The 24,730-nt window shown below is 33.0% G+C and carries 25 protein-coding genes, 3 tRNA genes and 1 pseudogene; 15 read left to right on the top strand and 14 right to left on the bottom strand.

Annotation, left to right across the window (positions count from 1 at the left end):
• The first annotated feature begins 131 nt into the window (after nt 1-131).
• The 3 genes from IR010_RS11675 (at nt 132) to IR010_RS11665 (ending at nt 2,792) form a co-directional block, all read left to right on the top strand.
• Nucleotides 132-917, top strand: a complete 786-nt coding sequence (locus IR010_RS11675) for an META domain-containing protein (protein ID WP_194603989.1) — start codon at nt 132-134, stop codon at nt 915-917.
• Nucleotides 918-1,024: 107 nt separating this feature from the next.
• Nucleotides 1,025-1,456, top strand: a complete 432-nt coding sequence (locus IR010_RS11670; RefSeq protein WP_194569146.1) for an META domain-containing protein — start codon at nt 1,025-1,027, stop codon at nt 1,454-1,456.
• Nucleotides 1,457-1,560: 104 nt separating this feature from the next.
• Nucleotides 1,561-2,792 (top strand): IS3 family transposase gene (locus IR010_RS11665; protein WP_194603986.1). Its coding sequence is split into 2 segments (ribosomal slippage): nt 1,561-1,921 and nt 1,921-2,792, totalling 1,233 coding nucleotides; the frame shifts between segments, so codons are not numbered across the junction.
• 216 nt (nt 2,793-3,008) lie between these two features.
• Here IR010_RS11665 and IR010_RS11660 read toward each other — a convergent pair.
• Entirely contained in the window at nt 3,009-4,289 is a 1,281-nt protein-coding gene (locus tag IR010_RS11660) for a DUF2130 domain-containing protein (RefSeq protein ID WP_194603983.1), read from the bottom strand.
• A gap of 371 nt (nt 4,290-4,660) precedes the next feature.
• The gene (locus IR010_RS11655) at nt 4,661-5,548 is read right to left on the bottom strand and encodes a LysR family transcriptional regulator (RefSeq protein ID WP_194603981.1); all 888 of its coding nucleotides are present in this window, start codon (nt 5,546-5,548) and stop codon (nt 4,661-4,663) included.
• A gap of 215 nt (nt 5,549-5,763) precedes the next feature.
• Here IR010_RS11655 and IR010_RS11650 point away from each other — a divergent pair, with 215 nt between their 5' ends.
• Nucleotides 5,764-6,471, top strand: coding sequence for a class I SAM-dependent methyltransferase (locus IR010_RS11650; RefSeq protein ID WP_194603978.1), 708 nt, complete (start codon nt 5,764-5,766; stop codon nt 6,469-6,471).
• Nucleotides 6,472-6,580: 109 nt separating this feature from the next.
• Here IR010_RS11650 and IR010_RS11645 read toward each other — a convergent pair whose 3' ends face one another.
• The 3 genes from IR010_RS11645 to IR010_RS11635 all read right to left on the bottom strand — a co-directional run bounded on the left by IR010_RS11645 (nt 6,581) and on the right by IR010_RS11635 (nt 8,602).
• Nucleotides 6,581-6,859 (bottom strand): putative quinol monooxygenase, encoded by a 279-nt coding sequence (locus IR010_RS11645; RefSeq protein ID WP_194603975.1) that lies wholly within the window; start codon nt 6,857-6,859, stop codon nt 6,581-6,583.
• Nucleotides 6,860-6,861: 2 nt separating this feature from the next.
• Complete coding sequence (locus IR010_RS11640) at nt 6,862-7,464, bottom strand: NAD(P)H-dependent oxidoreductase (protein ID WP_194603972.1); 603 nt, start codon at nt 7,462-7,464, stop codon at nt 6,862-6,864.
• Nucleotides 7,465-7,615: 151 nt separating this feature from the next.
• Nucleotides 7,616-8,602, bottom strand: coding sequence for an aldo/keto reductase (locus IR010_RS11635; protein WP_194603969.1), 987 nt, complete (start codon nt 8,600-8,602; stop codon nt 7,616-7,618).
• A gap of 117 nt (nt 8,603-8,719) precedes the next feature.
• On the opposite strand from IR010_RS11635, the gene IR010_RS11630 reads away from it, so the two are divergent.
• The gene (locus tag IR010_RS11630; protein WP_029273053.1) at nt 8,720-9,565 is read left to right on the top strand and encodes an AraC family transcriptional regulator; all 846 of its coding nucleotides are present in this window, start codon (nt 8,720-8,722) and stop codon (nt 9,563-9,565) included.
• A 110-nt stretch (nt 9,566-9,675) separates the two neighbouring features.
• On the opposite strand, the gene IR010_RS11625 is transcribed toward IR010_RS11630, so the two are convergent.
• Nucleotides 9,676-10,437, bottom strand: a complete 762-nt coding sequence (locus IR010_RS11625) for a C40 family peptidase (protein ID WP_194603966.1) — start codon at nt 10,435-10,437, stop codon at nt 9,676-9,678.
• A 68-nt stretch (nt 10,438-10,505) separates the two neighbouring features.
• Nucleotides 10,506-11,684 (bottom strand): acetyl-CoA C-acyltransferase, encoded by a 1,179-nt coding sequence (locus IR010_RS11620; protein ID WP_194603963.1) that lies wholly within the window; start codon nt 11,682-11,684, stop codon nt 10,506-10,508.
• A gap of 240 nt (nt 11,685-11,924) precedes the next feature.
• Between IR010_RS11620 and IR010_RS11615 the strand changes: the two genes are divergently transcribed.
• The 8 genes from IR010_RS11615 to IR010_RS11580 all read left to right on the top strand — a co-directional run bounded on the left by IR010_RS11615 (nt 11,925) and on the right by IR010_RS11580 (nt 17,787).
• A tRNA-Ser gene (locus IR010_RS11615) sits at nt 11,925-12,008 on the top strand.
• A 16-nt stretch (nt 12,009-12,024) separates the two neighbouring features.
• Nucleotides 12,025-12,099, top strand: a tRNA-Pro gene (locus IR010_RS11610).
• Between the two features lie 31 nt (nt 12,100-12,130).
• A tRNA-Arg gene (locus IR010_RS11605) sits at nt 12,131-12,204 on the top strand.
• A 373-nt stretch (nt 12,205-12,577) separates the two neighbouring features.
• Complete coding sequence (locus tag IR010_RS11600; RefSeq protein WP_194603960.1) at nt 12,578-13,972, top strand: DUF262 domain-containing protein; 1,395 nt, start codon at nt 12,578-12,580, stop codon at nt 13,970-13,972.
• The gene (locus IR010_RS11595; RefSeq protein ID WP_194603958.1) at nt 13,966-15,078 is read left to right on the top strand and encodes an AAA family ATPase; all 1,113 of its coding nucleotides are present in this window, start codon (nt 13,966-13,968) and stop codon (nt 15,076-15,078) included. The genes IR010_RS11600 and IR010_RS11595 overlap by 7 nt, the downstream gene beginning before the upstream one ends.
• A 1-nt stretch (nt 15,079) precedes the next feature.
• A complete protein-coding gene (locus IR010_RS11590; protein WP_194603955.1) occupies nt 15,080-15,985 on the top strand; it encodes a hypothetical protein in 906 nt (301 codons plus the stop codon).
• A 123-nt stretch (nt 15,986-16,108) separates the two neighbouring features.
• Nucleotides 16,109-17,281, top strand: coding sequence for an ImmA/IrrE family metallo-endopeptidase (locus tag IR010_RS11585; RefSeq protein ID WP_194603952.1), 1,173 nt, complete (start codon nt 16,109-16,111; stop codon nt 17,279-17,281).
• A gap of 5 nt (nt 17,282-17,286) precedes the next feature.
• On the top strand, nt 17,287-17,787 hold the full coding sequence (locus IR010_RS11580) for a DUF4411 family protein (protein ID WP_194603948.1): 501 nt from the start codon (nt 17,287-17,289) through the stop codon (nt 17,785-17,787).
• Between the two features lie 308 nt (nt 17,788-18,095).
• Here IR010_RS11580 and IR010_RS11575 read toward each other — a convergent pair whose 3' ends face one another.
• Complete coding sequence (locus tag IR010_RS11575) at nt 18,096-18,638, bottom strand: hypothetical protein (RefSeq protein WP_194603946.1); 543 nt, start codon at nt 18,636-18,638, stop codon at nt 18,096-18,098.
• Nucleotides 18,639-18,725: 87 nt separating this feature from the next.
• Between IR010_RS11575 and IR010_RS11570 the strand changes: the two are divergent.
• A pseudogene (locus IR010_RS11570) lies at nt 18,726-18,953 on the top strand (helix-turn-helix domain-containing protein); the annotation flags it as partial.
• 233 nt (nt 18,954-19,186) lie between these two features.
• Nucleotides 19,187-20,239, top strand: a complete 1,053-nt coding sequence (locus IR010_RS11565; protein ID WP_194603943.1) for an alpha/beta hydrolase — start codon at nt 19,187-19,189, stop codon at nt 20,237-20,239.
• 69 nt (nt 20,240-20,308) lie between these two features.
• Here the strand turns inward: IR010_RS11565 and IR010_RS11560 are convergent, their stop codons facing one another.
• The 6 genes from IR010_RS11560 to IR010_RS11535 form a co-directional block, all read right to left on the bottom strand.
• Entirely contained in the window at nt 20,309-20,788 is a 480-nt protein-coding gene (locus IR010_RS11560) for a hypothetical protein (RefSeq protein ID WP_194603940.1), read from the bottom strand.
• An 87-nt stretch (nt 20,789-20,875) separates the two neighbouring features.
• Entirely contained in the window at nt 20,876-22,060 is a 1,185-nt protein-coding gene (locus IR010_RS11555) for a DUF3570 domain-containing protein (protein ID WP_194603937.1), read from the bottom strand.
• 18 nt (nt 22,061-22,078) lie between these two features.
• Nucleotides 22,079-22,312, bottom strand: coding sequence for a DUF4266 domain-containing protein (locus tag IR010_RS11550; protein ID WP_051662788.1), 234 nt, complete (start codon nt 22,310-22,312; stop codon nt 22,079-22,081).
• The gene (locus tag IR010_RS11545) at nt 22,309-23,202 is read right to left on the bottom strand and encodes an FAD:protein FMN transferase (protein WP_194603934.1); all 894 of its coding nucleotides are present in this window, start codon (nt 23,200-23,202) and stop codon (nt 22,309-22,311) included. Before IR010_RS11545 ends, IR010_RS11550 begins: the two co-directional genes overlap by 4 nt.
• A 40-nt stretch (nt 23,203-23,242) precedes the next feature.
• Nucleotides 23,243-23,677, bottom strand: coding sequence for a thioredoxin family protein (locus IR010_RS11540; RefSeq protein WP_194603930.1), 435 nt, complete (start codon nt 23,675-23,677; stop codon nt 23,243-23,245).
• A gap of 113 nt (nt 23,678-23,790) precedes the next feature.
• Nucleotides 23,791-24,507 (bottom strand): VIT family protein, encoded by a 717-nt coding sequence (locus IR010_RS11535; RefSeq protein ID WP_228515146.1) that lies wholly within the window; start codon nt 24,505-24,507, stop codon nt 23,791-23,793.
• Between the last annotated feature and the right edge of the window lie 223 nt (nt 24,508-24,730).

The following is a 24,730-nucleotide window of genomic DNA, read 5'->3' as shown; positions in this document are numbered from 1 at the left end:
GATTTGCTATCTTGAAAATTATTCTAAATTTGAAAGCATTCTAAATAATAAATTCAAAAAAATGTCGTAAATTCATAAGAATTTTACTCGTGTTTTATTAAAAACAAAAAGACATTTTAAATAAAAAAGTTATGAAAAATATACTTTCGCTAGTGCTTTTACTTTCTTTACTAATAGGCTGCAAATCTACAGCCGGCAAAACTTCGGATATAAAACAAACTACTTCTTCTGAATACGGAACTCAAGAAGATGAAATGAAATATTTTTTTACAGCTACTGGAAATGAACCTTTTTGGGGACTAAAAATGGGAAATGATAATATAATTTTTACTTCGCTGATTACAGGAAAGGAAAAGCTTATTTTTCCTGCTGTTGAAGCTATAAAATCAATGGATGCGAATGTAAAGATGTATAAATTAAGCAATGAAACAGCCACGGCAACAATTTCAATACAACAGTTAGAATGTCAAAATTCGATGTCTGGTGCTATTTCTCCGTACAAAGTTACAGTCGATATTAAAAATAATATAGAGATGGAATCAAAAAAGCTTGAAGGATGCGGGAAGTACAATACCGATTATCGACTTCATGATATCTGGGTTTTGGAAGAATTAAATGGATTTAAAGTTTTTGTGACTGATTTTCAAAGAGAACTGCCAAGAATTGAAATTAATTCAACTGAAAATAAATTTATGGGTTACGGCGGATGTAATGCTATCACGGGAACTATATTTTATGAAAAAGATCTGTTGAGATTTACAAATGGAATTTCGACTTTGATGGCCTGCCCGCAGGGAAATAAGGAAAGTCAATTTACGAAAGCGCTTCAAAGTACGACAACCTATACTATTGGAGATAACAGATTAACACTTTCAAATCCTTCAGGTAAGCTTTTGGTTTTTAGAAAAGTAGATTAATCTTATGATTATAAATGTCTTAGAATAGTCTAAAAATAACTTATAGCAGCTATAGGTTAGTGTAGTGGTATAATACTTTTGTAAAATAAAACTTATATTTATTTTGCATGAAAAGGATTTTAATGCTATTTATTGCTGTTTCGTTGACTTACAGCTGTAAATCTTCTAAAGAAGTGAATTCAACAGCTTCAACTACTGAAAAGTCAATTGAAAAGAAATTACAGCAAACTTGGGTTTTAGAGAATCTAAACGGTAAAATTGTTACTGAAAAAGATTTTTCAACGCTTCCAAAAATTACGATGAATGCTTCAACTTTTTCGGGATTTACAGGATGTAATGCGATAAAAGGGAATTTACTTTCGAAAGGTGAGGGACAAGTTCAGTTTACGAGTCTTTCCTTAGAAACCAAAAAATGTGATGCGAAGAAAGAAGGTGAATTTGTACAGTTGTTAAGAACCAATTCAGGTTATTCTGTTGAAAATAACAAGCTTTACTTATCTAATCAGTTTGGTTTGACAATGTCTTTCAAAAAAGGTTAATTCAAAAAGAAAACTGAAAAAGAAAAAAGGCTTCGAAATTAATCGAAGCCTTTTTTCTTTTGTCTGTCTCGTCCTAGAATAAGTTGACAAAAAATTGACTTATTATGAATTTACCTGAAAATAAACCAGAAAGACGAAGTCAAAGAGATTATAATCATGGCTTTAAATTAGCTGTAATTTCTCAAGTAGAAAAAGGCGAATTAACCTATAAGCAGGCCCAAAAGAAGTATGGTATTCAAGGAAGAAGCACTGTTTTGGTATGGTTAAGAAAATTTGGTACCTTAGACTGGAGTAAACCTAATTTGTTGTTTATGTCTAAGTCTAAGGAAACACCCGCACAAACCATCAAACGCCTGGAAAAAGAGTTAGCAGATGAAAAGCTTAGAAATCTGGTTCTTAACACTATGATTGATATTTCAGACAGTCAGCATGGAACCCAGATAAGAAAAAAGTATTCTCCCAAACCATCCGACGCATCCAACAAGGACAAGGCATAAGCATGTCAAAAACTTGTAGATTGTTTGGGATAAGCCGGCAAGCTATTTATCAGCAGGAAGCACGTTGCTTAGAGCAAGAAAAAGAATTGCTTAAAGTAAAACAATTGGTTGAAAATCAAAGAAAAATCATGCCGCGTATAGGCACAAGAAAATTATATTTTTTACTCAAGCAGCCCTTATTGGACAATGGAATAAAAATAGGAAGAGACAGGCTTTTTGATTATTTAAAAAGGGAGCAGATGCTTGTGAAACCAGTAAAAAATTATACCAAAACAACATTTTCAAAACATTGGCTGCGCAAGCATCCAAATTTACTAAAAGACCTTGTTGTTTATAGGCCCGAACAAGTATTTGTTAGTGATATTACTTATATTAAATCATATGAAAGAACTCATTATCTCTCTTTGGTCACAGATGTTTTTAGCAGAAAAATTGTTGGGTATAAATTAAGTGATGATATGGGTGCTGAAAATGTAGTTAAAGCTTTGAGAATGGCTATCAAAAACAGAAAAACCAATCACCCTTTGATACATCATTCAGACAGAGGCTTGCAATATTGCTCAAGTATTTATCAGCAGGAACTAAGTAAAAATAATATCATGCCTTCAATGACAGATGGTTACGACTGCTATCAAAATGCTTTAGCTGAGCAAATAAATGGAATATTGAAATGTGAATTCTTAATATATAAATGTAAATCAGGAATTGATCTTAAACGATTCATTAAAGAATCAATAGAATGCTATAACACCAAAAGACCACATTTAAGTTTAAAAATGAAAACACCTAATTTTGTATATGAAAAAACCAGTGAAAATAACTTCACTGGTTTTAATTAATATTGTAAAAATCGTCAATCTATTTTAGGACGACTCAGTCATTTCAATCCCGACGCCTCGGGATCGAAATGACAATATTGTGTTTGATTTTCAACTTTTAACGAATTGAAATTCGTTGCCACAAAATAAATTGTTCTTTGGTAACTTTAAAAAAAAATCCGTGCCCATCCGTGTTTTCGCGTTAGCGAATCCGTTTAATCCGTGTCCCATATATTGTTATTCCAATAATTCCTTAGGATCTTCATTATCATCTTCAATAAAATCCAATTCTAAAGCTCGAACAGTCTGCACAGCATTTCCGGCAATTCCACGAATCGAACCGTACATCCCTAAGGTATTGTGAACTACTTTTTCGATTTGTTTCTCTCGCTGTTTCCAGATTCTCTGCATGGCTCTTTTTTCAGACTCTAAATCATTCTGCATTTGCGTAAAACCTTCAACAATTCCCTCAATTTGCAAGAGGAATTCATTGCTGGTTAAGAAATCGTATAACATCGACATTTTATCACCTTTATTTTCCTGCGCCTGAACTGCCTGACTTACCTGAATCAAGGATTGACGCAAAACAGCGCTCAAACCTTTAAATTCTTCATAAGTACAAATCCAGATTCCGTCGCGCATGCCCATTCGGTCCATTCCGGAAGGCATAACTTCGGTAACTAAAACTCCAATATTAGCTCTTTTCGTTCTGATATCATTTTTGAATTTTTCAATCCATGTGGGCTGAAAAGCTTTTGTTCTTTTGCTTTCGTAATAAATAGAACCGCAATTTTGCAGTTCGCGAGTGTTCACAATTTGAAGACAATCAGCGCCATTTGCACCTTTTTTGACTTCGTCGATACTATCTAGCGGAAAATTATTTGCCAGCCATTCTTCAATAGCCAATTCCATTACTTCGCCTTGCAATTGCATAGAACCTTGTTCCTGCTTGCGTTTCATTTCTTCAATTAGCTTTTTCTGATCATCAGATTGCTTTTGGTATTCTTTAATTTTTAGCTCGTTTTTTTCTTCTTCCTGTTTACGGATTTTATCACGTTCCAAAACCAAAGTAGCATTTAGCTGTTTTTGTGCTTCGGCTTCAATTGCATCTTTCATTTCCAGTTTTTCACGCTGTAACTTGGCAATTTCACCCTGCATTTTATTTAACTCCCTGATTTTATCTGATTTTTCAGAAAGTTCTTTTTCCATTAAAAGTAAACGGTCTTTATTTTCTTCGTCGAGTTTAATTTTAAGCCTTTCAGAAATTTCTTTTTCGGCTATTTTTCTTTCTCTTTCCAGTCGCTCGGCAAAAAGTTCGTTTTCTTGTTTCTTTTTAGCTTCAAATTCGGCTTTGGCTTTCTCGAATTGCTCGTTCTTAAGTTCTAATTCTTTATTTTGAATAGTTGCTTTTTGCTGAAATTCTTTGCGTATGCTATCTTCTAACTGATGTTTTAAAATATCATTTACATCGATAGTTGTTCCGCAATTTGGGCACTGAATTGAAGATTGCTCTGCCATTTTATTGATTTTTTGAGTAGAATTATAATTTGCTAAGGTATTTAAAAGTTCTCTTTTTCTTATTGCGATTTGTGTGATAAATTGTAACGATTTTTGTTTTCCACCAATGGCACTAATTTGCACTAATTCTTTTTTACAGTGTGCAATTTAAATGCTTTTAAAGTTTACTTTTTACGGATTTCCTTAATTTAAAAATAATTTTTTCCAGTTGATGTCCATCCTGACGAAGGAAGGATCACACACGAAACTCGACAAACATTGAAGATTCTGTTTACTGCATTTCTTGTGTGATCCTTCCTTCGTCAGGATGACAAATAGCTATGAAAAAATCTGCGCCTTTGTGACTCTGCGCGATTAATTTCAAAACACACTTAATTCGACCCACTTTTCTTCAACAAAAAATCAACCGCAGCTTGAGTAATTTCAGAATCATCTTCTTTTGAAGTAATCAGAGAAACATCAGTAAAAAGATTTACTTTTTTTAGTTCGATAAAACCTATTTCAGAATCCTGATTGTTTTTGGCAATATTGGATGGAACAATCGAAATTCCTAATCCGTTTTTTACCAATTGCACAATCGAATTGATATTGTTGGCTTCGTGAATAATCTTTGGCGTAAAGCCATAAAAAGAACAAAGTTCTAATAAAACTTCGTGATAATGCGGTGCGTAATCTTTGTTGAAAAACACAAAAGTTTCATCTTTTAGATTTAAAATTTCTGTATCTGATTTTATTTGAATACTTTTTTGATGGTAAACCAGAGAAAATCCATCTTTAAACCATAAATGTGCTTTTATTTTGGGAGATTTTATGGGTGAGCGAATAATTCCCAGTTCAATTTTTCCTTGTTCTAAAGCATCAATTTGTTTGGTTGTAGAAACTTCAAAAAGCTTGAAATTCACGTAGGGAAATTGTATTTTTAAATGTTGGATCAATTCAGAAATGACGGCTGAATAAATTGAACTGATATATGCGATTCTAAATTCGCCCGAAACATTTTCGGCGATCTTTTTTGTTTGAATGGAAATGCATTCCAAATTCTTAAAAAGCGCTTTTACTTCTTTTTCGAAATATTTTCCGGCTTCGGTCAATTCAACCTTTTTATTATTTCGGATGAATAGTTTTGCCTGAAGTTCGTCTTCCAGCTCCATAATCTGTCGACTTAACGGTGGCTGAGAAATAAATAGCTTTTCTGAAGCTTTGGTGAAGTTCAGTTCTTCGGCTACAGCCAAAAAATATTTAAGATGACGTAATTCCATAAATACCTATTAAGTATTGATAATTGACAAAATAAGTATTTTTGAAGTATATATCAAAGTGATAGTTTTGGAAAATAAAATATTTCTCTCGCAGATTCTGCAGATTCTGCAGATCTTTTTTTCTTTTAGGAATAGAGATCTTATGATTAAATTATTTATAAAATAATAATCTGCTGTATCTGCAAAATCTGCGAGAGAAATCTAAAACAAAAAACATGAAAAAATCAACTATTGAAGAGATTAGAGAAAGGTTTGACAATGATGTCGAACGATTTTCAAATTTAGAAACGGGTCAAGTGGCCACAATCGACGCGACAATTTCTTTAGAATTAATTACTGAAGCTTCAAAAAGAATTGTTCCGATTGCTAAAAATGTATTGGATATTGGCTGTGGTGCCGGAAATTACACTATAAAAATGTTATCTAAAGTGCCAAATTTGAATTGCACTTTGGTCGATTTAAGTTTGCCAATGCTGGATCGTGCGTTTGAAAGAGTTTCGGCAGCAACAAACGGTAAAGTAGAAGTGAAGCAGGGCGATATTCGTGACATAAACTTACCGGAAAATGAGTTTGATATTATTTTAGCCGGAGCGGTTTTGCATCATTTAAGAGATGATGAAGATTGGGAAACGACTTTTACTAAAATATTTAAGTTATTGAAACCCGGCGGTTGTTTTATGATTTCAGACTTGATTACGCAAGACACAGCGTTATTAAATGAATATACCTGGCAACGCTATGGTGATTATTTAGAAGGTATTGGAGGTGCTGAATATCGTCAGAAAGTATTGGATTACGTTGAAAAAGAAGATACGCCAAGATCAATGAATTACCAATTGGATTTAATGAAGAAAGTTGGTTTTAAAAGCGTTGAAATTTTGCATAAGAATATGTGTTTTGGTGCTTTTGGCGGAATTAAGTAATTCTTGTACATTTTTTGTCCTGCAAGGTTTTCAGAACCTTGTGGGTCTTCTTTTATGCATATAAGACACCTGCAAGGATTTGGAAACCTTGCAGGAGACTTATTGTGTTTTATAAAATTTGCAGCGTTTTATAAACCTGAATAGGTGACGAAACCAAACTTTCGCTTTTTGAAATAAAATCCAGTAAATAAGGCTGGTTATTGTGAATGTCAAGTCCTGGCTGATCTTTCCATTCTTCCCAAATAATAAACACATTTTCAGATGCGTGAAGATCGTAACGTACGCAGGCAGCTTCTTTTCTGGTTTCGGTAACCAAATGATTTAACATGCTTTGTAGTTGTTCTGTACTTTCGGTTTTGCTTTTAAAAATAGCTGTAATTGAAATCATGATTATAAATTTTTAAAAATTTGTTCTAAATGATTGGTATAATTTTCTTTAAAGATGCTGATGTTTTCTGCGGTTGCACCTTTTTCAACGTCGTGGAAATGGAAACCGTTTAGTTTTTCCATACCTGTAAATTTATTCATTTTATGGAAACCAAACATTGCTCCGTCATCAACAGATGTTTCTTCGAAGAATTCTCCCGGAAGTGTAAAAGCAGTTGCAGGAGCGTTCCAGCTGGTGGTTAACATGTATTTGCGTCCGTGTAAAAGTCCGCCAGTTCCGTAATTAATGTCGGGATTGGTTCTGGTTCTTCCGTCGCTTTTGTAAATTCCTTTGTTGTGTCCGGCGGTGAAAACGTCGTCGATGTATTTTTTGAAAAGGTTTGGTAATTGAAACCACCAAACTGGTGTGTGATATACGATAACATCTGCCCAAACGAATTTCTCTACTTCTTCATCAAGGTTGATTTCTTGCTTAATGTCGGTTGCTTTTATTTCGTAGTTTTTACTTTTTAGGTATTCGATTGTCCAATCGGTAACGGTTTCATTGAATTTCCCGCCTGAATGTGCGAAGTTTTGACTGCCGTTGATGATAAATATTTTTTTCATTTTCTTGTTTTCTTATGAAATCTTAAGTGTGAGGGATAGAGGCGGTATCCTTTTGTGAAGTGAAACGGAACAAAAGATATAGCCGAAAGCCCGACCCGGAGGGGCACACCCAAATTCTAATTATTTAAATTTTGAGATTGTTTTTGATTATTTATTGTAATTTCGAAATGGCCTGATTGATGAAATCCAGTTCTGAAAGTGATAAATCAAAATCCATTGCTTTTGCGTTTGAAATGGCTTGTTCTGCGTTTCTTGCTCCGGCTAAAACAATTGCGATTCCTTTTTGTAAGGTTGTCCAGCGTAAAACCAATTGCGAAATTGAAATGTGTTTTGAGTTTGCCAGTGAACTTAATTCTTCGACCAACGTTTTTACTTTTTGAAGATCAAACTGACCGAAATAACCGTTTCTGTGATCGTTTTCTTTTAATTTACTGTCGGTGAAATATTTTCCGGTTAATAAACCTCTTTCCATTGGACTATAAGCAATAATTCCGATGTTTTCTGCGATTGTAAATGGAATTAAATCGGTTTCGATTTTACGGTTCAGCATACTGTAAGCTACTTGATTTGAAGCTATTTGAACTGTTTTTTGTGCTTCCTGAATTTGAGAAATATTATAATTGCTTACTCCAAATGCTCTGATTTTTCCTTGCTGGATTAAGGTTTCTACCGCCTCCATCGTTTCAGAAATTGGTGTTGTAGAATCTGGCCAGTGAATTTGTAACAGGTCGATATAATCGGTTTGAAGTCGTTTTAAGCTGTCTTCGATTTCTTTTATAACATTGCTTTTTGAAGAATATTTGTAAACGGGAATTTTTTTTCCGTTGTCATCAGCATCAAAAAAGAAATCTCCTTTTCCGTTATTACTTCCGTCCCAAACCAAACCGAATTTTGTAAGTAACTGAATTTTAGAACGGTCCTGGCTTTTGATCGCTTCGCCAATCATTTCTTCACTTAATCCGAATCCGTAAAAAGGGGCGGTGTCGATTGTGGTTACGCCGTGATCGATTGAGGCGTGGATGGAATCGATTGAATCTTTTTTTTCGTTTCCGCCCCACATGTTGCCGCCAATAGCAAATGCACCGTAAGTTATGGTTGATAATTCAAGTTCTGAGTTGCCTAATTTTCTATATTCCATAATGTTGTATTTTAAATCTTAAATTTCACTTGGCAAAATTATACCATTTTTAAGAGTGTTAAATGGTATATATTTGTGTTTTTTATGTAAATTTGCAACTTCAAAATTATTATTGATATGAAAAAAGAGAACTTATATGAGCCTTTTACAGTTTCTTTCGAGACTTTAGACGAATATCCGGATGTGGGTGATCGTCATAATTTTTTTGAATTGGTTTACATTTTAAGCGGAACAGGAAGGCAGTGTATCAATAAAAATATTTTTGAATATGATGCCGGACATATGTTTTTATTGACGCCTGAGGATTGTCATAATTTTACAATTGAAACGGAAACGAAGTTTTTCTTTTTGAGGTTTAATGATATTTATTTGAAGAATTCGAGTCTGCAGAATGAGAATATTCAGCGTTTAGAGTATATTCTACAAAATGCCAATCATCAGCCAGGCTGTATTTTGAAAAATGATGCCGATAAATGTTTGGTAAAAGTGATGATTGAAGCAATTTGTCGTGAACATCAGGATAAAGATGTGTACAATAAAGAATTGATTCAGCAATTGGTGAATACTTTAATTATTATTGTGGCGAGAAATATTGCGAAGTATTTACCGGAACAGGTAAATGTTGGCACAGAAGCAAAAGCGATGGATATCCTGCAATATATTCAGACTAATATTTATTATCCTGAAAGAATCAAGGCCGAATCTATAAGTGAGTATTTCGGAATTTCAAATACGTATTTAGGGCGTTATTTTAAGAAACATGCCGATGAAACGATGCAACAATATATTAGTAATTATAAAACGAAACTGATTGAACATCGTTTGCAATTCAGTGATAAGCGTATTAATGAAATCGCTTATGAATTTGGTTTTACGGATGAAAGCCATTTTAATAAGTTCTTTAAGAAGCAAAGAGGGAATAGTCCTTCGGAATTTAGAAAGACGATTCGAATTAGTGCGTGATATATTGGCACACGGATGACACGGATTTAGACTGGTTTACACGGATTTTATTTTTTTGCCGATGTTGGATAAATTTTAATTATTTGAATCTTGAAATCTGGGCTGAAAAATTAAATGATCTTTTTAATTACGCGTAATTTATGGGTGTGTTTGTTTAGTTCCGGATTATAAATTCCTAAATGGTCAAGACGGTCAATGCGGACTTTTCCACTTGCGTGAATGATGTAATTATTCTCCATAATAATACCGACGTGAATGATGTTTCCTTCGTCATTATCAAAAAAGGCTAAATCTCCGGCTTCACTTTCTTCAATAAAACTTAAAGGTTCGCCGTCAAGCGCTTGCTGTGAGGCGTCACGGTGAATTTTATAGCCGTTTAATTTGTAAACCATTTGTGTAAAACCAGAACAATCGATTCCGAATGGTGTTTTTCCGCCCCAAAGATAAGGTGCGTTCAAATACATAAAGGCAGTATTTATAAGTGCGCTTTTTGGTTTTACGCCACTGGTTTTTGTTCCTTCAAAATCAAAGTTTGAAGTGTTGATTTCAGTATTGTTTAAGAATGATAAAGAAGCTCCAAGCGGAATTGGAAGTAATAAGTTTTCTGGCGCGGTGATATAATCAATCAAATCAGCGTTTAAAATAATTGCTTCATTGCTTAACTGATTGTAATTTGCTTCAGAAATTACCTGATATTGCTTAGGATCTACCCAGCCTTCATAATCATCAAAATGAATTTTTATTTTTGCCCATTGATTTTGGCGTTCTAAGATTTGGATGTGCTCGCCAAACAAAAGCTGTGTAACGATTTCACTTCTGTCGCTTGGTTCAGATCGAACGGGTACTATGGCTAGATTGCAAATTCCGAACATTTAGGGTAATTTATAGGTTTAAAATTAGGAGTTACTTTATCATAACTCCTAATCTAATGTATTATTATTTAGGCTCTTTCAATAACAATTGCCGAAGCACCGCCACCGCCATTACAAATTGCAGCAGCACCAGTTTTAGCATTATTTTGTTCTAGAACATTTAGTAAAGTTACGATAATTCTAGCTCCAGAACATCCAAGAGGATGTCCTAATGAAACTGCTCCGCCGTTTACATTTACTTTATCATTATTAAGACCAAGGATTTTTGAATTGGCTAATCCAACAACAGCGAAAGCTTCATTAAATTCGAAATAATCCACATCATCAATTGCAATTCCAGCCTTATTTAGTGCTTTTGGCAATGCTTTTGCAGGACTTGTTGTAAACCATTTTGGCTCTTGAGCAGCATCAGCATAACCTTTTATGTAGGCTAGGGGCTTTAATCCCAATGCAATTGCTTTTTCTTCAGACATTAAAACTATAGCTGCAGCTCCATCATTAATGGTAGAAGCATTTGCAGCAGTAACTGTTCCGTCTTTAGTGAAAACGGCACTTAAAGAAGGAATTTTATCTAGTTTTACGTTAGTGTATTCTTCATCTCTAGAAACGATGATTGGTTCACCGCGTCTTTGCGGTACTTCAACAGGAACAATTTCGTTGTCGAATTTCCCGGCATCCCAAGCTTTTGCACTTCTTTCGTAAGATTGAATCGCAAAATTATCTTGTTCTTCACGGCTGATGTTGTATTCAGTTGCACATAAATCAGCGCAAACTCCCATTGCGTTGTTATCGTAAGCATCTGTCAAACCATCTTTTTGCATTCCGTCAAGCATAGTTGCTGGACCAAATTTAGTTCCGTTACGCATTTGTACGTAATGTGGAATCAAGCTCATGTTTTCCATTCCTCCGGCTACTACAATTTCGGCATCGCCACAAGCGATTGCCTGAGCGCCAAACATAACAGCTTTCATTCCAGAAGCACAAACTTTGTTTACGGTTGTAGCAGCAACCTCTTCAGACAAACCAGCAAAAAGTGCCGCTTGACGTGCAGGTGCCTGACCAACTCCGGCCTGAACTACATTGCCCATAAAAACTTCATCAACTAATTTTGGGTCTAGGTTAATTTTTTGAAGTGCGCCTTTTATAGCGGCAGCACCTAATTTTGGTGCGGGTACGGTAGATAACCCTCCCATGAAACTTCCGATAGGTGTTCTAACGGCAGAAACGATAACAACTCTTTTGTTCATTTTCTGTTAATATTAGTTAATCAAGCAAATTTACTCTTTATTTGAATAAATTCAAATTTTGCATCTATTCGATTGAATTTTTAATTTAGTATGAATTTTTTGTTAATTCTATTCGTTTGATTGTGAACTGTTTTAAAAAAAAGATTGAAAAAAGATAAAAAAAAGCGGAGAAATAGTTGTGAGTAATATAATGTTGTGTTACATTTGCAACCGCAAAATAGGACATGTTTCCTTGAGCTTGGAGAGGTGCCAGAGCGGTAATGGAGCAGATTGCTAATCTGTCGACGGGTAACCGTCGCCAGGGTTCGAGTCCCTGTCTCTCCGCTTAAAAATTTGCCTTCGGGGTGTAGCGTAGCCCGGTTATCGCGCCTGCTTTGGGAGCAGGAGGCCGCAGGTTCGAATCCTGCCACCCCGACAAAAACTTTGCCATAAGTTTTAAAATAAATGGACGCATAGCTCAGCTGGATAGAGCACCTGCCTTCTAAGCAGGCGGTCGAAGGTTCGAATCCTTCTGCGTTCACAAAAAGCCTCATAATCTTTTGATTTTGAGGCTTTTCTTTTTTAGTTACCAGTTTAGTTGCCTTTTTGGATGTTGGTAACTTATTAATTTTTTTACAAATTAATTTTTTATTTAAGTTGATTTCTTTAATAGTTTAAAGTTCTTTTTTAAATAATTTAAATAGAAAAATTTAATGATCTCTTGGAAAAAGAGAGTTCTTCGTGTAACTCTAGTTACTTTTGGTGATTAAGAATATAATATTTTCCATTAGTTGATACATGCTTGAATATCAAAATATACTATATTTAAACTTTTAAATTTAGCATGTTAGCCTTTTTTGTTTAAGATTGGATAACAATATAATTACTATTATCGAAATAAATAAAGAAAAGCTATGTTAAATATTTACGTTGAAATTGATGGTCAAGAACAAGAGGTTAAATTTTTTAAAAATGAAAATCTTAAAACTTGGATAGCTGATTGTTTAATACCAGACGAATTTATAACAATTGATGAAATTGATGGAACACTTGAAGAAACTACTTTAAGTATGTCAATTGGTATTTCTACTCCTAAGATTATTGTGTATGAAAGAATTTTGGATTCTTTTATAGATTATAAAGAAGATATGGCGGTAGGATTTGAACCTACTGATGAAAATTTATCTAATGAAAATTTAATTGAGCCATATAATCCAGATGATATTAAAGTTAGAAGAGAGGGGTTTTCAGTTTTTGAAGTTAATAGAATGATGATTTCAAAAGATGGTGATATTGATTTGAATCCAGATTTTCAAAGAAATCTTGTTTGGGATAATACACGAAAATCAGCGTTAATAGAATCAATATTACTTGGCATACCAATACCGGTTTTTTACTTTGCTGAAACTAAATCGGGTAACTACAATGTAGTTGATGGTCTACAGAGATTATCGACGATTAAGCAATATCTTAATAATGAATTTTACTTAAAAAAGCTAGAGCATTTAGGTGAAGATTGTAATAATAGATATTATATGAAGCCAGAAGATGATTCCGAATTTAAACCTAAAAGAAAATATTTAGATCGAAAATATACTAGAAGATTAGAAAACGCTCAATTGATTGTAAATGTTATTGAGCATGCTTCACCTCAAAAGGTAAAATACGATATATTTAAAAGACTTAATACAGGAGGAAGACCACTCAATAAACAGGAGGTTAGAAATTGTATAGCAACGAAGGAAGTCAGAAAGTTTTTAAAGGCGTCCGTACTTTCTGAGGAATTTTTAAAAGCAACAGGAGAGAGTGTTAATGATAATCGAATGGATGCGCAAGAATTAGTATTAAGATTTACTGGATTCAGAGCAGAAAGAGAAGGTAGACTTGTCTATGGAGGCGACATGAATTCATTTTTAGATAGTACAATGGATTTGATTAATGACTTTAGTGAATTAGAGCTTGAAAGATATAAGTTAGAATTTATCAATTCTTTAAAAATTAATTATCATCTTTTTGGCGAATTTTGTTTTAGAAAATGCCTAACAGAGCATTTAATAACAGGAGCAAGAAAACAATTTATCAATAAAGCATTATTTGTTACCTGGAGTATGATAAATTTTGATAATGAATATGAAAAAATCAAGCAAAGTTTTGGTTTTGGAGAATTTTCTAAAATCTTAGCCGAAGAATTAGATCAAAAAGGAAAGTATTATACTATACTAACTACAGGAACGAGTGATAAGAATAATCTTAAGGATGCTATTACAATTGGTAGAAATTTATTATTACAAAATAATATAGTATGGTAGATAAAATTCATATAAAAAATTTTAAGTGCTTAAAAGATAATGCTATAAATTTTAGAAATTTAACAGTCCTCGCTGGAACAAATTCTGTGGGTAAATCCTCAGTAATACAAGCATTGTTACTTTCTAAAATTACGATTGAAAAATTAATACAATTTAGTCAACTAGCTGAAGCATTTAAAAAAAATAAAAAAATAGAAATACCATTAAATGGTAAGTACCTTTTAAATTTAGGCAATACATTGGAAGTACTAAGTAGAGATGTTGATTCTAATATTATATCATTTTCTCTTTACAATCATCAATCTAAAAGTGAGATGTTTTTTCCATTAATTGCTGAAGATAATAAGCTAGATTCATATAATTTAGAGCTTCATGAAAGTTGGATAAACAAAAATAGTTTTCAGGATTTACAAGAAGAATTTTATTATTTGAATGCAGAAAGACTTGGACCTAGACTTACATATGATGTAGAACAACAAGAGTTTGAAAATGTGGGGTATCAAGGAGAATATGCAATACAGGTTTTGGCTCAGAATAAAGAGAATCAAATTGTTAATTTTGAAAAGAGAGGTTATTCTAATATACAAGACCCCAAATTGATTAGTCAAGTTAGGGCTTGGATGTCCTATATTATTCCTGATTTCTACATAGATATTGCGGAATTAGAAGGTAAATTAAAAAAAGCGCATACAACTTATTCAAAAAGTAGTCCAACAAATGTTGGCTTTGGAATATCGTATGTTTTACCAATAGTTGTCAATGGATTAATAGCTAAAGAAAATTCTCTATTTATAGTTGAAAACCCGGAAGCGCACTTACATCCAAAAGGCCAGTCAAATATTGGTTATTTTCTAGCTCAATTATCAAATTCTGGACTTCAAGTTGTAATAGAGACTCATAGCGAACATGTTATTAATGGAATTAGAAGAGCGGCAATTTCAACCAAAGGTTTTGATGTAAAAAATATTCTTTTTAATTTTTTCTCAAAGGAAATAGTAAAGGAGATTAATGTTTTAAATAATGGAGATTTAGATGATTTTCCCATTGATTTTTTTGATCAGACTAGACAAGATCTACTTGAAATTTTAAAACTTTCTAAAAGATAATATGGGAAATTTATTTTTTATTAATGAAACTTTAGAACTAAGCACAGTATCAATTTCAGATAGAGATCAGAGATTTATTAATTTTTGTAAAGCTATGAATTTAGTAAAATTAGAGAAGGATAATTTATATGCAACAGAAGATATTTTTACAATACAGTTCTCTTATGGTAATGTCTTTTCTGATTTGTTTTATAAGAGTTGGTCAGAAATAAATATTAATCCAAATTTACAAGGGATATCAAATACTGCTCACTCATTATTTCAATCACTTTTTTTCGCTGTTCCAAATATGATCTCTATAGTTAATTCTTATGAAGAGTTTTTTAATTTATATGAAAAATTTAACATTGGCTATACGGGAATTGAACAAAACCAAAATGATTATATTCCATTTGTTTGTTGTGCAAATACTTGGCTTGAATGGAAATGTGAATGGTTGTCAAATAACCAAAACTTAATTAAATGGGATGATGTCGAAGACCTTTTTTTGCCTAATAAAAAAGAATCTGATGAACTTTTACGTCAGGAAATAATTAAACATGGCAAGGAATCTGCATTAATAGATAAATATGAAAATAATATTGGACAAGCATTTCATGATGAAGTTATGAGGCATAAAGGAAGTCAAATAGGAGCCTATACTATTGAAATTGGTGGAAAAATTGCAAAAATTAACTTTTATAAATACGAAGTAGAACTATCCAAAAAAGAGCAGTCAGAATGCCACTCCCTGAGAAATATTTTTAGTATCATTTCGAAAGATGGTTCACTGCAATATATTTCCTTAGATCATGCACACGGAATGTTTGAGTTTCATAATCATACTGGTGCGCATCAGGGTGAGTATAAATTTAATGGCAGTTTTAATTCTGAAGCGGAAGATGACCACAGTTTTAGAACGCTTTAAAAAGTATGACATATAAGAATATGTCGTGACCATCAGTTTGCTAATTTGATATATAAAACATAAATGCTTAGGTAAATGTTTTTATTGAAAACATTATTGTATATTTCATTAATAATTAAAAGAGTGGCAGATTTAGCGTACATAACTCCAAATATATTAAAGTGGGCAAGAGAATCTGCTAAGATGACGATTGATATTGCTGCACGTAAAATTCCTATTACCGTTGAGCAGTTAGATGCATTTGAAAATGGTAATTTGTATCCTACCATAAGTCAAGCACAAAAGTTAGCCCATCTTTATAAAAGACCGTTTGCGTTGTTTTTTCTCCCTAAGATTCCAAGAGATTTTACTCCATTGCAAGATTATAGAAAAAATGGTTCTCTTGAATTAGGTACGGGGTCGACTTTTATAATTCGCGAAATTCAACAAAAACAAAATTGGATTAGTGAAGTTTATAAAGAGAATGGAGAGAGTATATTGCCATTTGTTGGAAAGTTTACCATAAATGATAATCCTATTGATGTTGCTAACGATATTCTTAAAACATTAGGAATTTCGCCATTTAATTATACTACTGATAATCCTATTAGAGAATGGATTAATAAATCTGAACGAGAAAGTATATTTGTTTCCAGGACCAGTTTTATACATTCACATTTGAAACTAGATAGTGAAGAATTACAAGGATTTGCTATATCTGATTTATATGCTCCATTTGTATTTATTAATTCCGATGACTGGGATGCCCCACAGTTATTTACATTAGTTCATGAATTAGCTCATATATGGATTGCAGAGACAGGGATTTCTAATGATATAGAGCCTTCAATAGAAGACAAAGATAAATTTCATCCTATTGAATTATTTTGTAATGAAGTTGCAGCAAATGCTCTAATGCCGAAAGATTTAATGAGTAGTTTAGATTATAGTACATTTGATAATTCTGTGACTTTATTAAAAACAGCAAAAAAAATAGGGGTTAGTTCGTTTGCATTAATAGTTAGGGCATTGAATCTTAAAATTATTAATAATACAGAATATAAAAAATTGAAAGAAGAAGCAGATTCATCCTATAGATTATTTTTAAAAAAAGAAGAAGAAAAGAAATTAAGGCAAAAAAATGCTACAGGAGGACCAAACTATTTTTTATTACAAGTAAATAGAAATAGTAGATTATTTACTCATACAGTATTGGATGCTTTTAAGAGTGGATTTATAGAGCCAACCCAAGCAAGTAATTTGCTCAATGTGAAAATTAATAAATTCCCTCAATTAGAAGCGCAATTATATAAATGATAAATATGACGGAAATATATTGTTTAGATGCTAACGTTTTAATTACGGCATGGAATTCCTATTATTCGATGAAAGTTTGTCCACAATATTGGGAGATCTTAAATGAACTAGGTAAGCAACGAAAAATATTTTTACCTGATGCAGTAAAAGAAGAAATCTTAAAAACTGAAGATGATTTATCGAAATGGTTGAAACAAAGTCAGATTGTTATAAGAAAAATTGATGGACCAGTTACGCAATGTCTCCAACAGATTTACTCTGCCAATCCTCTACATGAAACACTTGTCGACAATATTAAGGGACGTTCATTGGCTGACCCATGGTTAATAGCACATGCAATAAATGAAAAAGCTACAATTGTTACGAAGGAAATGAAAACTTTATCAGATTCAAAAAGAATTAGAATCCCTAATGTTTGTGAGAATATGAATATTCGTTGTATAAATGATTTTCAATTTATTGAAGAATTAAGCATTCGATTTAATTGTCAACTTGGAGATTCCTAGTTAATTTACTTTCTTATTCTTTATATAATTTAAAAAATGTTATTTCAATATTTTCAACTTCATTACTATTTACTAAAAACCTTGCAACAATTAATAAATTGATGCAACAAAAATGCAACGTTTTATACTTAAAATGCCCTCTAATGGCAATGTAGATAAGGTTTTAACGTTTTTAAAGTTGTAAAATAATTAAATTTCGTTGCATTGCGCAAAAAAGGTGTAAGTGCTTTTTTAATGCAATGCCCAACCTATTGCAATGAATCTTAATAAAATTTTACAGTACTTTTTGTTTAAATAGATTTAGTAAGTTACTTGTAGTCTGGTGTATTCATGAAAATTATACTTTTATTTCCTTGCGTAATACCTATCATTTCACGACCATTGTGAAAAAATACATTCACCTCTTTATTTTTGTCGGACGTCGAGGTATAAATATAACTATCCATCTCTTTAATGATACCTAAACTAACTGGATTAATAAGGCTTATTTCGACAGTTTGCCCATCCGGCATATCACTTATTATCTGTAATTCATCCATTTTACCATTAACAAAAAGCAAATTTGTTTCTGCTTTAGTAACAACTCCCTTGGAATATATATAATTATATACTTCAAATTGATCATCTACTGTTGCTTCATTCGTAGTCACTTCACTATTAACTGGTTGATCGTACTGAATTTCAGTTTGGGAATTAGCATTGCTTGGACTTGCTAATTTATTTATCTCAATTATGTTTTCATTTGTATTTGAGCAAGAACATTTAAAAATAAGAAAAATAAAAAAGAAACTTACACATGTAAAAATTGCACTGGGTCCAGAAATTGGTTGTTTAGGTTTTGAATAACTCATGTTTTTAAGATTGATTTTCACTCAAAACCCCAAGTGAAATTATTGAAAAAAAAGCGTGGGTTTGTAACACTACCTAGAATTCGAGGTTCACCAAGTTATTTAAGTGATATGCTGCGTTCTTTGATAGGAAATAATGCACAACAGCACATACATATTAAAGTGATTGAAAAAGCTAAAGAGCTGTTGTCTACGACTAGTTTATCTGTGGCGCAAGTGGCTTTTCAGCTTGGTTTTGAACATCCGCAATCGTTTAGTAAATTTTTTAAGACTAAAACAAAAACCTCTCCATTAGAGTTTAGGCAATCTTTTAACTGATAATATTTAGATTTTTGAGATTGAATCCGCATGCATTCACTAAAGCCATTCAATTGAAGTGGCTTTTTGTTTTATTTAATTCTTGAAAGTTTTAAATTTTGTAAATAAATTTCGTTTTTTAAGACCAATATTTTATATTTTCTAAATAGATTATTTTATACTAAATTGGAAAAATAAATTAAACCATTTTAAAGAAAAAGTGTCTTATTAAAATAATCTTAAAATATGTTAAAATGAAAGCCCCAATTTTACTTATTATTTCTTTGTTTCTATTACTATCCTGCTCAAAAAATGACGCAGATGAGTCAAATCAAGATTCTGGTTATGTAGATGATGATTTGGCAGGACCTATTTCGAGGCCAAAAACCGGATATGGTTCTGATGGCAGTTACGAAGTAGCAAAAATTAGTTTTCCAAGCCCATTATATAGTGGGAAAAATGTTGAAATTTTTTATCCAAAAGGAATAACTTCACCCAAACCTGTTATTTTTTATTCGCATCCTTACGGAGGTGAAGAGAGTTCATATAATATAGGATTGTATGAGTTTATTGCAAAGAAAGGATATGTTGTAGTATTTGCTCCCTATCCAACTACAGGTGTGACAGTAGAAGAAAGATACGATACTCTATGGCAAAGTTTTAAAAAAGCTGTGACCGATTATCCTGCTATAATTGATACAAAAAAAGTAGGTTTCATGGGACATTCATTTGGCGGAGGAGCTTCTTTTGCTTTAGCGCACAGAGGCTTCATTGATGAAGGCTGGGGACAAAACGGACGTTTTATTTTCGCAATGGCACAATGGTATTCGTATGAAATTACACAGGCAGAATTACAAGGTTTCCCAGAAAATACAAAACTGATCACCCAAGTATATAATGATGATGTAACGAATGATCATAGATTGGCAATTGATATTTTTAAAAATATAAATATTCCAAACGCTGAAAAAGATTTTGTCTTAATAAAAAAATCAGTTTTACCTACATTTACTTACACAGCAGAACATAATCTTCCTAATACGCAAAGTTCATATGATGCATATGATTATTATGGAATTTACAGATTACTTGACGCAATGATTGATTACAGTTTTAATGGAAATGCAGCAGCCAAAAATGTAGCACTCGGAAATGGGTCTAAAGAGCAGGTAACAATGCCAAGTTATAATGGGCAGGCACTATCGCCACTAGAAGTAACCGATAATCCTTCTCCCTTATATCAACAGAGTAAATATTCTTTTCAATGTGGTGCATTAAATAATCCGAGAATTGCAAATTGTAATTAAGATATGATAATATTGAATGGATATTTAGTTTAACATAAAAAAAGAGGCTCTATTGAGCCTCTTTTAAATTTAATGTTTCCCGTTTCCTTTTCCTTTTCCATTTCCATTGTGGTTGCCATTATCGTGATGACCATTATCTTTTCCTTGTTTATTATTTCCTTTGCCAGGTTTTTGACCGATTGTTTTTTGAGGTTGCCCTTTATAGCCTTTTCCGTATTTTACTTTATGAGTTTTGAAATTATCATAAGGACGATCTCCTCTATAATCTGTCAATACAACTTTATATTCATTATATAGATCATAATTTCTGTAAGCAGAAGGAAGTGATCTGGTTCTGACCCATTTTCCGTTATTTAAATAAACATAATTTGATGTGCTTACATCATAATAGGTTTCAAGATCTGGCAGATAATAATAGCGAACATCTGTGTAGCCTGCAGGTCCCCATGCTGGTGGTGTGCCTATATTGACATTAACAGATACCTGTGCTTGAGAGTAGCTAAAAGAAAGGAATAATACTCCAATCAATAAATATTTTAAAGTTTTCATAATTTCAATTTTTAAATCATTACTATATCTAGAATAAACAAGAAACGTGCCTAAAATTATTATAGATTATAAGTTGTTGATTGTCTTTTATTTGTATTTTATGTTAATGCTAATAATATCCGAAGTCATATTAGTAGTTCTGGTATAATGCCCATAACGGAGTTCTAATGTATTCCAATGTTTAAGTCCAAAGATTCCGTTTAGAGGCGTAAATTTCATACCCATTCCAAAAAAACTGCTGTCAAACTTAGATAAATCATAATTACTGGTGTAATATTCATCAGCTGCAGTATGTTCTCCGTAAGGTTTAAAATACTTAGTTCCCGTCTGCGTATAATATCTATAAAACGGACTCACTGAAAATGCCTGGGTTAATTTCACAGGAATTTCAAGATCGGCAGTATGCGCTTTTAAGCTCCAATCGTCAGTATAATATCTGTAATAAGCACGAATAATTACATTGTCACCTAAAAAATAACTTGCCCTCATTCCCAATGGAATTTTTAATCTGGTATCTGGCATTTTTTCTTGATGCACCGAACCATCTGCGAAATACACTCTATGAAAAGGAAGGCTTAGATATCCGTTTTGGCTGATTACATCTCCTACAAGCATTACCTGAAGGTTTTTGTTTACAACCTGTGAGTAACTTAAAGTTCCTGCAAAAGTATTTCTGTTGGCACTGCCGTAACCTTCACTTCCTGGCGCGCGAAGCTCAACGGGTTCTATTAGTTTTAGCTGATCAAGAAAGGTTTGAAATTTAGCTGTAAATTCTCCGTTTCTGTCTTTTGTTTTTTGTGAGAAACTAATATTTCCTCCAAAAGACTGGTAGTCAAACTCCGTTGATGATGAAACTCCAATCCCTAATGTTCTTCCTTTTTCTTCATTTTCTCTCAAATAAGTCAAAGACGGATAGAATCGATTGTCTGAAGAAGACGCAGATGAATTTGCGCTCAAATCAATCATATCTGATGATGCTGAGGTATAATGATCTATACCAGCTTCGATATCAAAAGTATGCTTAATTCCGGTTTCTCCGTATTTTACTAATTTAACATCAATAGTATTTGCAATATCAGTAAGATGTTCAGAACCAATGCCTCCAGTAACGGCAGAATTGTTTCCGTCCTGTTTATAATAACTCGAAACTAGATTAACTTCTTCCAATTTTAATTTTTTGCTTTTGTAACTGGTAGAATCAGTAGGAACATTTTGTGCTCTTACCTGAAATAGTGCCAATAAAGCAAACCCTGTTATGAATATTCTTTTCATTTTTTTACCGTATGAAAATTAGTTGCACCCGCAGCCACCACCGCTTTTTCCTGAATTTGCTCCGGAAGCTCCTTCACGGTAGGATTGAAAACTGAGTTCTGTCTTTTCGATTTTTCGATTAGAAAGGACCATTTCAGAATCGTTGATTTTTCCTTTCTGGTATTCTTTTACCGAAGTACAAGAGGTGAAGAGAATGGCTGTAAAAGCGATGCTGCAGAACAGTACGAGATTTTTTTGCTTTGGCTTTTTCATTTCAGGTTAATGTTTTTTGATGTGTAAATTTTATTGCTGTCATCGATAATAATACAATATAAATCAGGGATCTGATCTATTAAAAATAAGCCTGCCTTAATTCCCATAACCGCTATTGGAGTTGCCATTGCATCTGCAAATTCTGCATTAGAAGCGATAATGGTAACACTTTTAATTCCGGTTATTGGCAGCCCTGTTTTTGGGTCAATGGTATGCGAATATTTTTTGCCATTAATGGTTACGAACTTTTCATAGTTGCCAGAGGTTGCTACTGCTTTATTGGATATTTCCATATACGAAAATGCACCAGTTGGAGCATCTGGATTTGCCACGCCAATAGTCCATTTTTTACCATTTGGCTGTAGTCCCCACGCACAAAGATCTCCGCTTGCATTAATAATGCCGCTTTGAACATTATTTTTAACTAGGATTTGTTTAGCCATTTCTGCGGCATATCCTTTTCCGATACCTCCAAACCCAATTCGCATGCCTTTTTCTTTTAGAAATACTGTAGTTTTTTCTTTGTCTAAATTGATATTTCTATAATCAATAAGATGCACCATTCTTAAAGCTGTTTCGGCATCTGGAAGCTTGGTCATTGTTTTGTCAAAATTCCAAAGACTTTTGTCGATACTTCCGTAAGAGATATCAAATGCACCTTGTGTAATTTTCGAAATCCCGACAGATCTTTCAATAAGATTAAAAACTTCCAGATATACTTTTACAGGTTTAACTCCTGCATTTTCATTAATCAGGTTCGTCTGACTGTCTTCTTTATAAGTAGTCAAAAGTTTTTCAATTCGCCTTATTTCTTCAATAGCGAGATTAATATTCTCATTCCCTTTTTTCTCATTTTCATCTACCACTGTAATTGTGAAGTTGTTTCCCATGAGTTTTAGGGATTGTGAATATTTTTGTTTTTTTGATATGTTATTTTCGACTGTCACAGATCGCTTTTATTTCGGCAGTCCATTGTTCAGGTGAGGTTTCAGGTTTTCCGTGCCAAGTTTTGATTACTTTGCCATCAGCATCTAGAAGAAGTGTTAAAGGGAAACTTCCTTCTTTGTTGTATATTTCCGCTAATCCTTCATTTCGCTTAACTTGCTCAGGCGTTCCGATGTTTTTCTTTTTCCTTGGAAAATCAGCATTAACCAATACTAAATTTTCATTTGCCATATCTGTGAATACCTGACTTTCAAGATATTCTTTGCGCGTTACAATACAGGTTCCGCACCAGTCTGAACCAGAGAAGTTTAAAAGAATTAATTCGTGCTTTTCCTTTGCCGTTTTTTTTGCATTATTAAAGTCAGGTTCCCAATTTATTGGAAGCACCATTAATAATAGGAATAATGTAATTAGCTTCATTTTGCAGTTTGTTTTTAGATATAACGAAATAACGAATTGTTGTGTATCTTATTTTTTTTAATCCCTTAAGATTCGATTAATTTTTTTTTAAGTCTAAAATCAATAGACTTCTTTTAAGTGGTCTGAACGCCAAAAGCATAGCCAACTAGTGCCGACATTGCCATAGCAAATGTGCCCCAAATACAAATACGAAATACAGCTTTTAGTGTATGTGATCCGCCAGCTTGGGCTGCTAGTATTCCGGATAATGCTAAAAAGAGTATCGAAAATCCATATTGATAAAATACCATTTGTTTTATTGGAGCAAAAATAGCGACCAAAAGCGGCAGTAATCCTCCGATAATAAATGAAACAGCTGATGCGAAAGCCGCCATTAAAGGATTAGCCTGTGTAATTTCATTGATTCCAAGTTCATCTCTCGCATGTGCTTCGAGTGCATTATGAGCTGTTAATTCGATCGCAACTTGTTTTGCCAATTCTTTATTTAGTCCTCGCTGCACATAAATATGTGTTAACTCTTCAAGTTCCGATTCAGGCATGTTTTCAAGTTCTTCTTTCTCTCGCTTTAGATCGGCTGTTTCTACGTCAGCCTGAGAACTAACCGAAACATATTCGCCCGCAGCCATTGACAGTGCGCCTGCGACTAAACCTGCAACTGCTGCAAGTAAAATAGGCTCTCTTGTAATACTTGCCGCTGCTACTCCAATTGCTAGGCTTGTAGTCGATAAAATTCCGTCATTTGCTCCCAGCACGGCTGCTCTCAGCCAACCGCTTCTATTAATGTAATGATTTTCAGGCTCCATATTTGGGTTTATATTAATTAAATTCATTCATGATTTTTTAAAGATTTTTGAGCATTTGGATCGTGCTAATCTTTCAAAACTTTTTAGTTGCAGAGTTTAACTGAGAGGTTGTTTTTACAATTTTCCTTCTTCAATTAGTACATGCGTTATTAAATTTGCTTTTTTGAATGCTGCTCCATAACCTAAATTTGAAAGAACAATTAAAAATTTAAATAGTACCTCATTAAAACTATTTGTAGTCAAAGAAAAA

The organism is Flavobacterium sp. MR2016-29, assembly GCF_015350695.1.
Taxonomy (GTDB): Bacteria; Bacteroidota; Bacteroidia; order Flavobacteriales; family Flavobacteriaceae; genus Flavobacterium.
The sequence above is the reverse complement of the archived record's forward strand: the minus strand, read 5'-3'. Positions and strand labels throughout refer to the sequence as shown.

Excerpts from the sequence above, each read along its gene's own strand:
- IR010_RS11675 (WP_194603989.1), top strand. The coding sequence starts at position 132 with ATGAAAAATATACTTTCGCTAGTGCTTTTACTTTCTTTACTAATAGGC.
- IR010_RS11670 (WP_194569146.1), top strand. The coding sequence starts at position 1,025 with ATGAAAAGGATTTTAATGCTATTTATTGCTGTTTCGTTGACTTACAGC.
- IR010_RS11660 (WP_194603983.1), bottom strand. The coding sequence starts at position 4,289 with ATGGCAGAGCAATCTTCAATTCAGTGCCCAAATTGCGGAACAACTATC.
- IR010_RS11655 (WP_194603981.1), bottom strand. The coding sequence starts at position 5,548 with ATGGAATTACGTCATCTTAAATATTTTTTGGCTGTAGCCGAAGAACTG.
- IR010_RS11650 (WP_194603978.1), top strand. The coding sequence starts at position 5,764 with ATGAAAAAATCAACTATTGAAGAGATTAGAGAAAGGTTTGACAATGAT.
- IR010_RS11645 (WP_194603975.1), bottom strand. The coding sequence starts at position 6,859 with ATGATTTCAATTACAGCTATTTTTAAAAGCAAAACCGAAAGTACAGAA.
- IR010_RS11640 (WP_194603972.1), bottom strand. The coding sequence starts at position 7,464 with ATGAAAAAAATATTTATCATCAACGGCAGTCAAAACTTCGCACATTCA.
- IR010_RS11635 (WP_194603969.1), bottom strand. The coding sequence starts at position 8,602 with ATGGAATATAGAAAATTAGGCAACTCAGAACTTGAATTATCAACCATA.
- IR010_RS11630 (WP_029273053.1), top strand. The coding sequence starts at position 8,720 with ATGAAAAAAGAGAACTTATATGAGCCTTTTACAGTTTCTTTCGAGACT.
- IR010_RS11625 (WP_194603966.1), bottom strand. The coding sequence starts at position 10,437 with ATGTTCGGAATTTGCAATCTAGCCATAGTACCCGTTCGATCTGAACCA.
- IR010_RS11620 (WP_194603963.1), bottom strand. The coding sequence starts at position 11,684 with ATGAACAAAAGAGTTGTTATCGTTTCTGCCGTTAGAACACCTATCGGA.
- IR010_RS11600 (WP_194603960.1), top strand. The coding sequence starts at position 12,578 with ATGTTAAATATTTACGTTGAAATTGATGGTCAAGAACAAGAGGTTAAA.
- IR010_RS11595 (WP_194603958.1), top strand. The coding sequence starts at position 13,966 with ATGGTAGATAAAATTCATATAAAAAATTTTAAGTGCTTAAAAGATAAT.
- IR010_RS11590 (WP_194603955.1), top strand. The coding sequence starts at position 15,080 with ATGGGAAATTTATTTTTTATTAATGAAACTTTAGAACTAAGCACAGTA.
- IR010_RS11580 (WP_194603948.1), top strand. The coding sequence starts at position 17,287 with ATGACGGAAATATATTGTTTAGATGCTAACGTTTTAATTACGGCATGG.
- IR010_RS11575 (WP_194603946.1), bottom strand. The coding sequence starts at position 18,638 with ATGAGTTATTCAAAACCTAAACAACCAATTTCTGGACCCAGTGCAATT.
- IR010_RS11565 (WP_194603943.1), top strand. The coding sequence starts at position 19,187 with ATGAAAGCCCCAATTTTACTTATTATTTCTTTGTTTCTATTACTATCC.
- IR010_RS11560 (WP_194603940.1), bottom strand. The coding sequence starts at position 20,788 with ATGAAAACTTTAAAATATTTATTGATTGGAGTATTATTCCTTTCTTTT.
- IR010_RS11555 (WP_194603937.1), bottom strand. The coding sequence starts at position 22,060 with ATGAAAAGAATATTCATAACAGGGTTTGCTTTATTGGCACTATTTCAG.
- IR010_RS11550 (WP_051662788.1), bottom strand. The coding sequence starts at position 22,312 with ATGAAAAAGCCAAAGCAAAAAAATCTCGTACTGTTCTGCAGCATCGCT.
- IR010_RS11545 (WP_194603934.1), bottom strand. The coding sequence starts at position 23,202 with ATGGGAAACAACTTCACAATTACAGTGGTAGATGAAAATGAGAAAAAA.
- IR010_RS11540 (WP_194603930.1), bottom strand. The coding sequence starts at position 23,677 with ATGAAGCTAATTACATTATTCCTATTATTAATGGTGCTTCCAATAAAT.
- IR010_RS11535 (WP_228515146.1), bottom strand. The coding sequence starts at position 24,507 with ATGAATTTAATTAATATAAACCCAAATATGGAGCCTGAAAATCATTAC.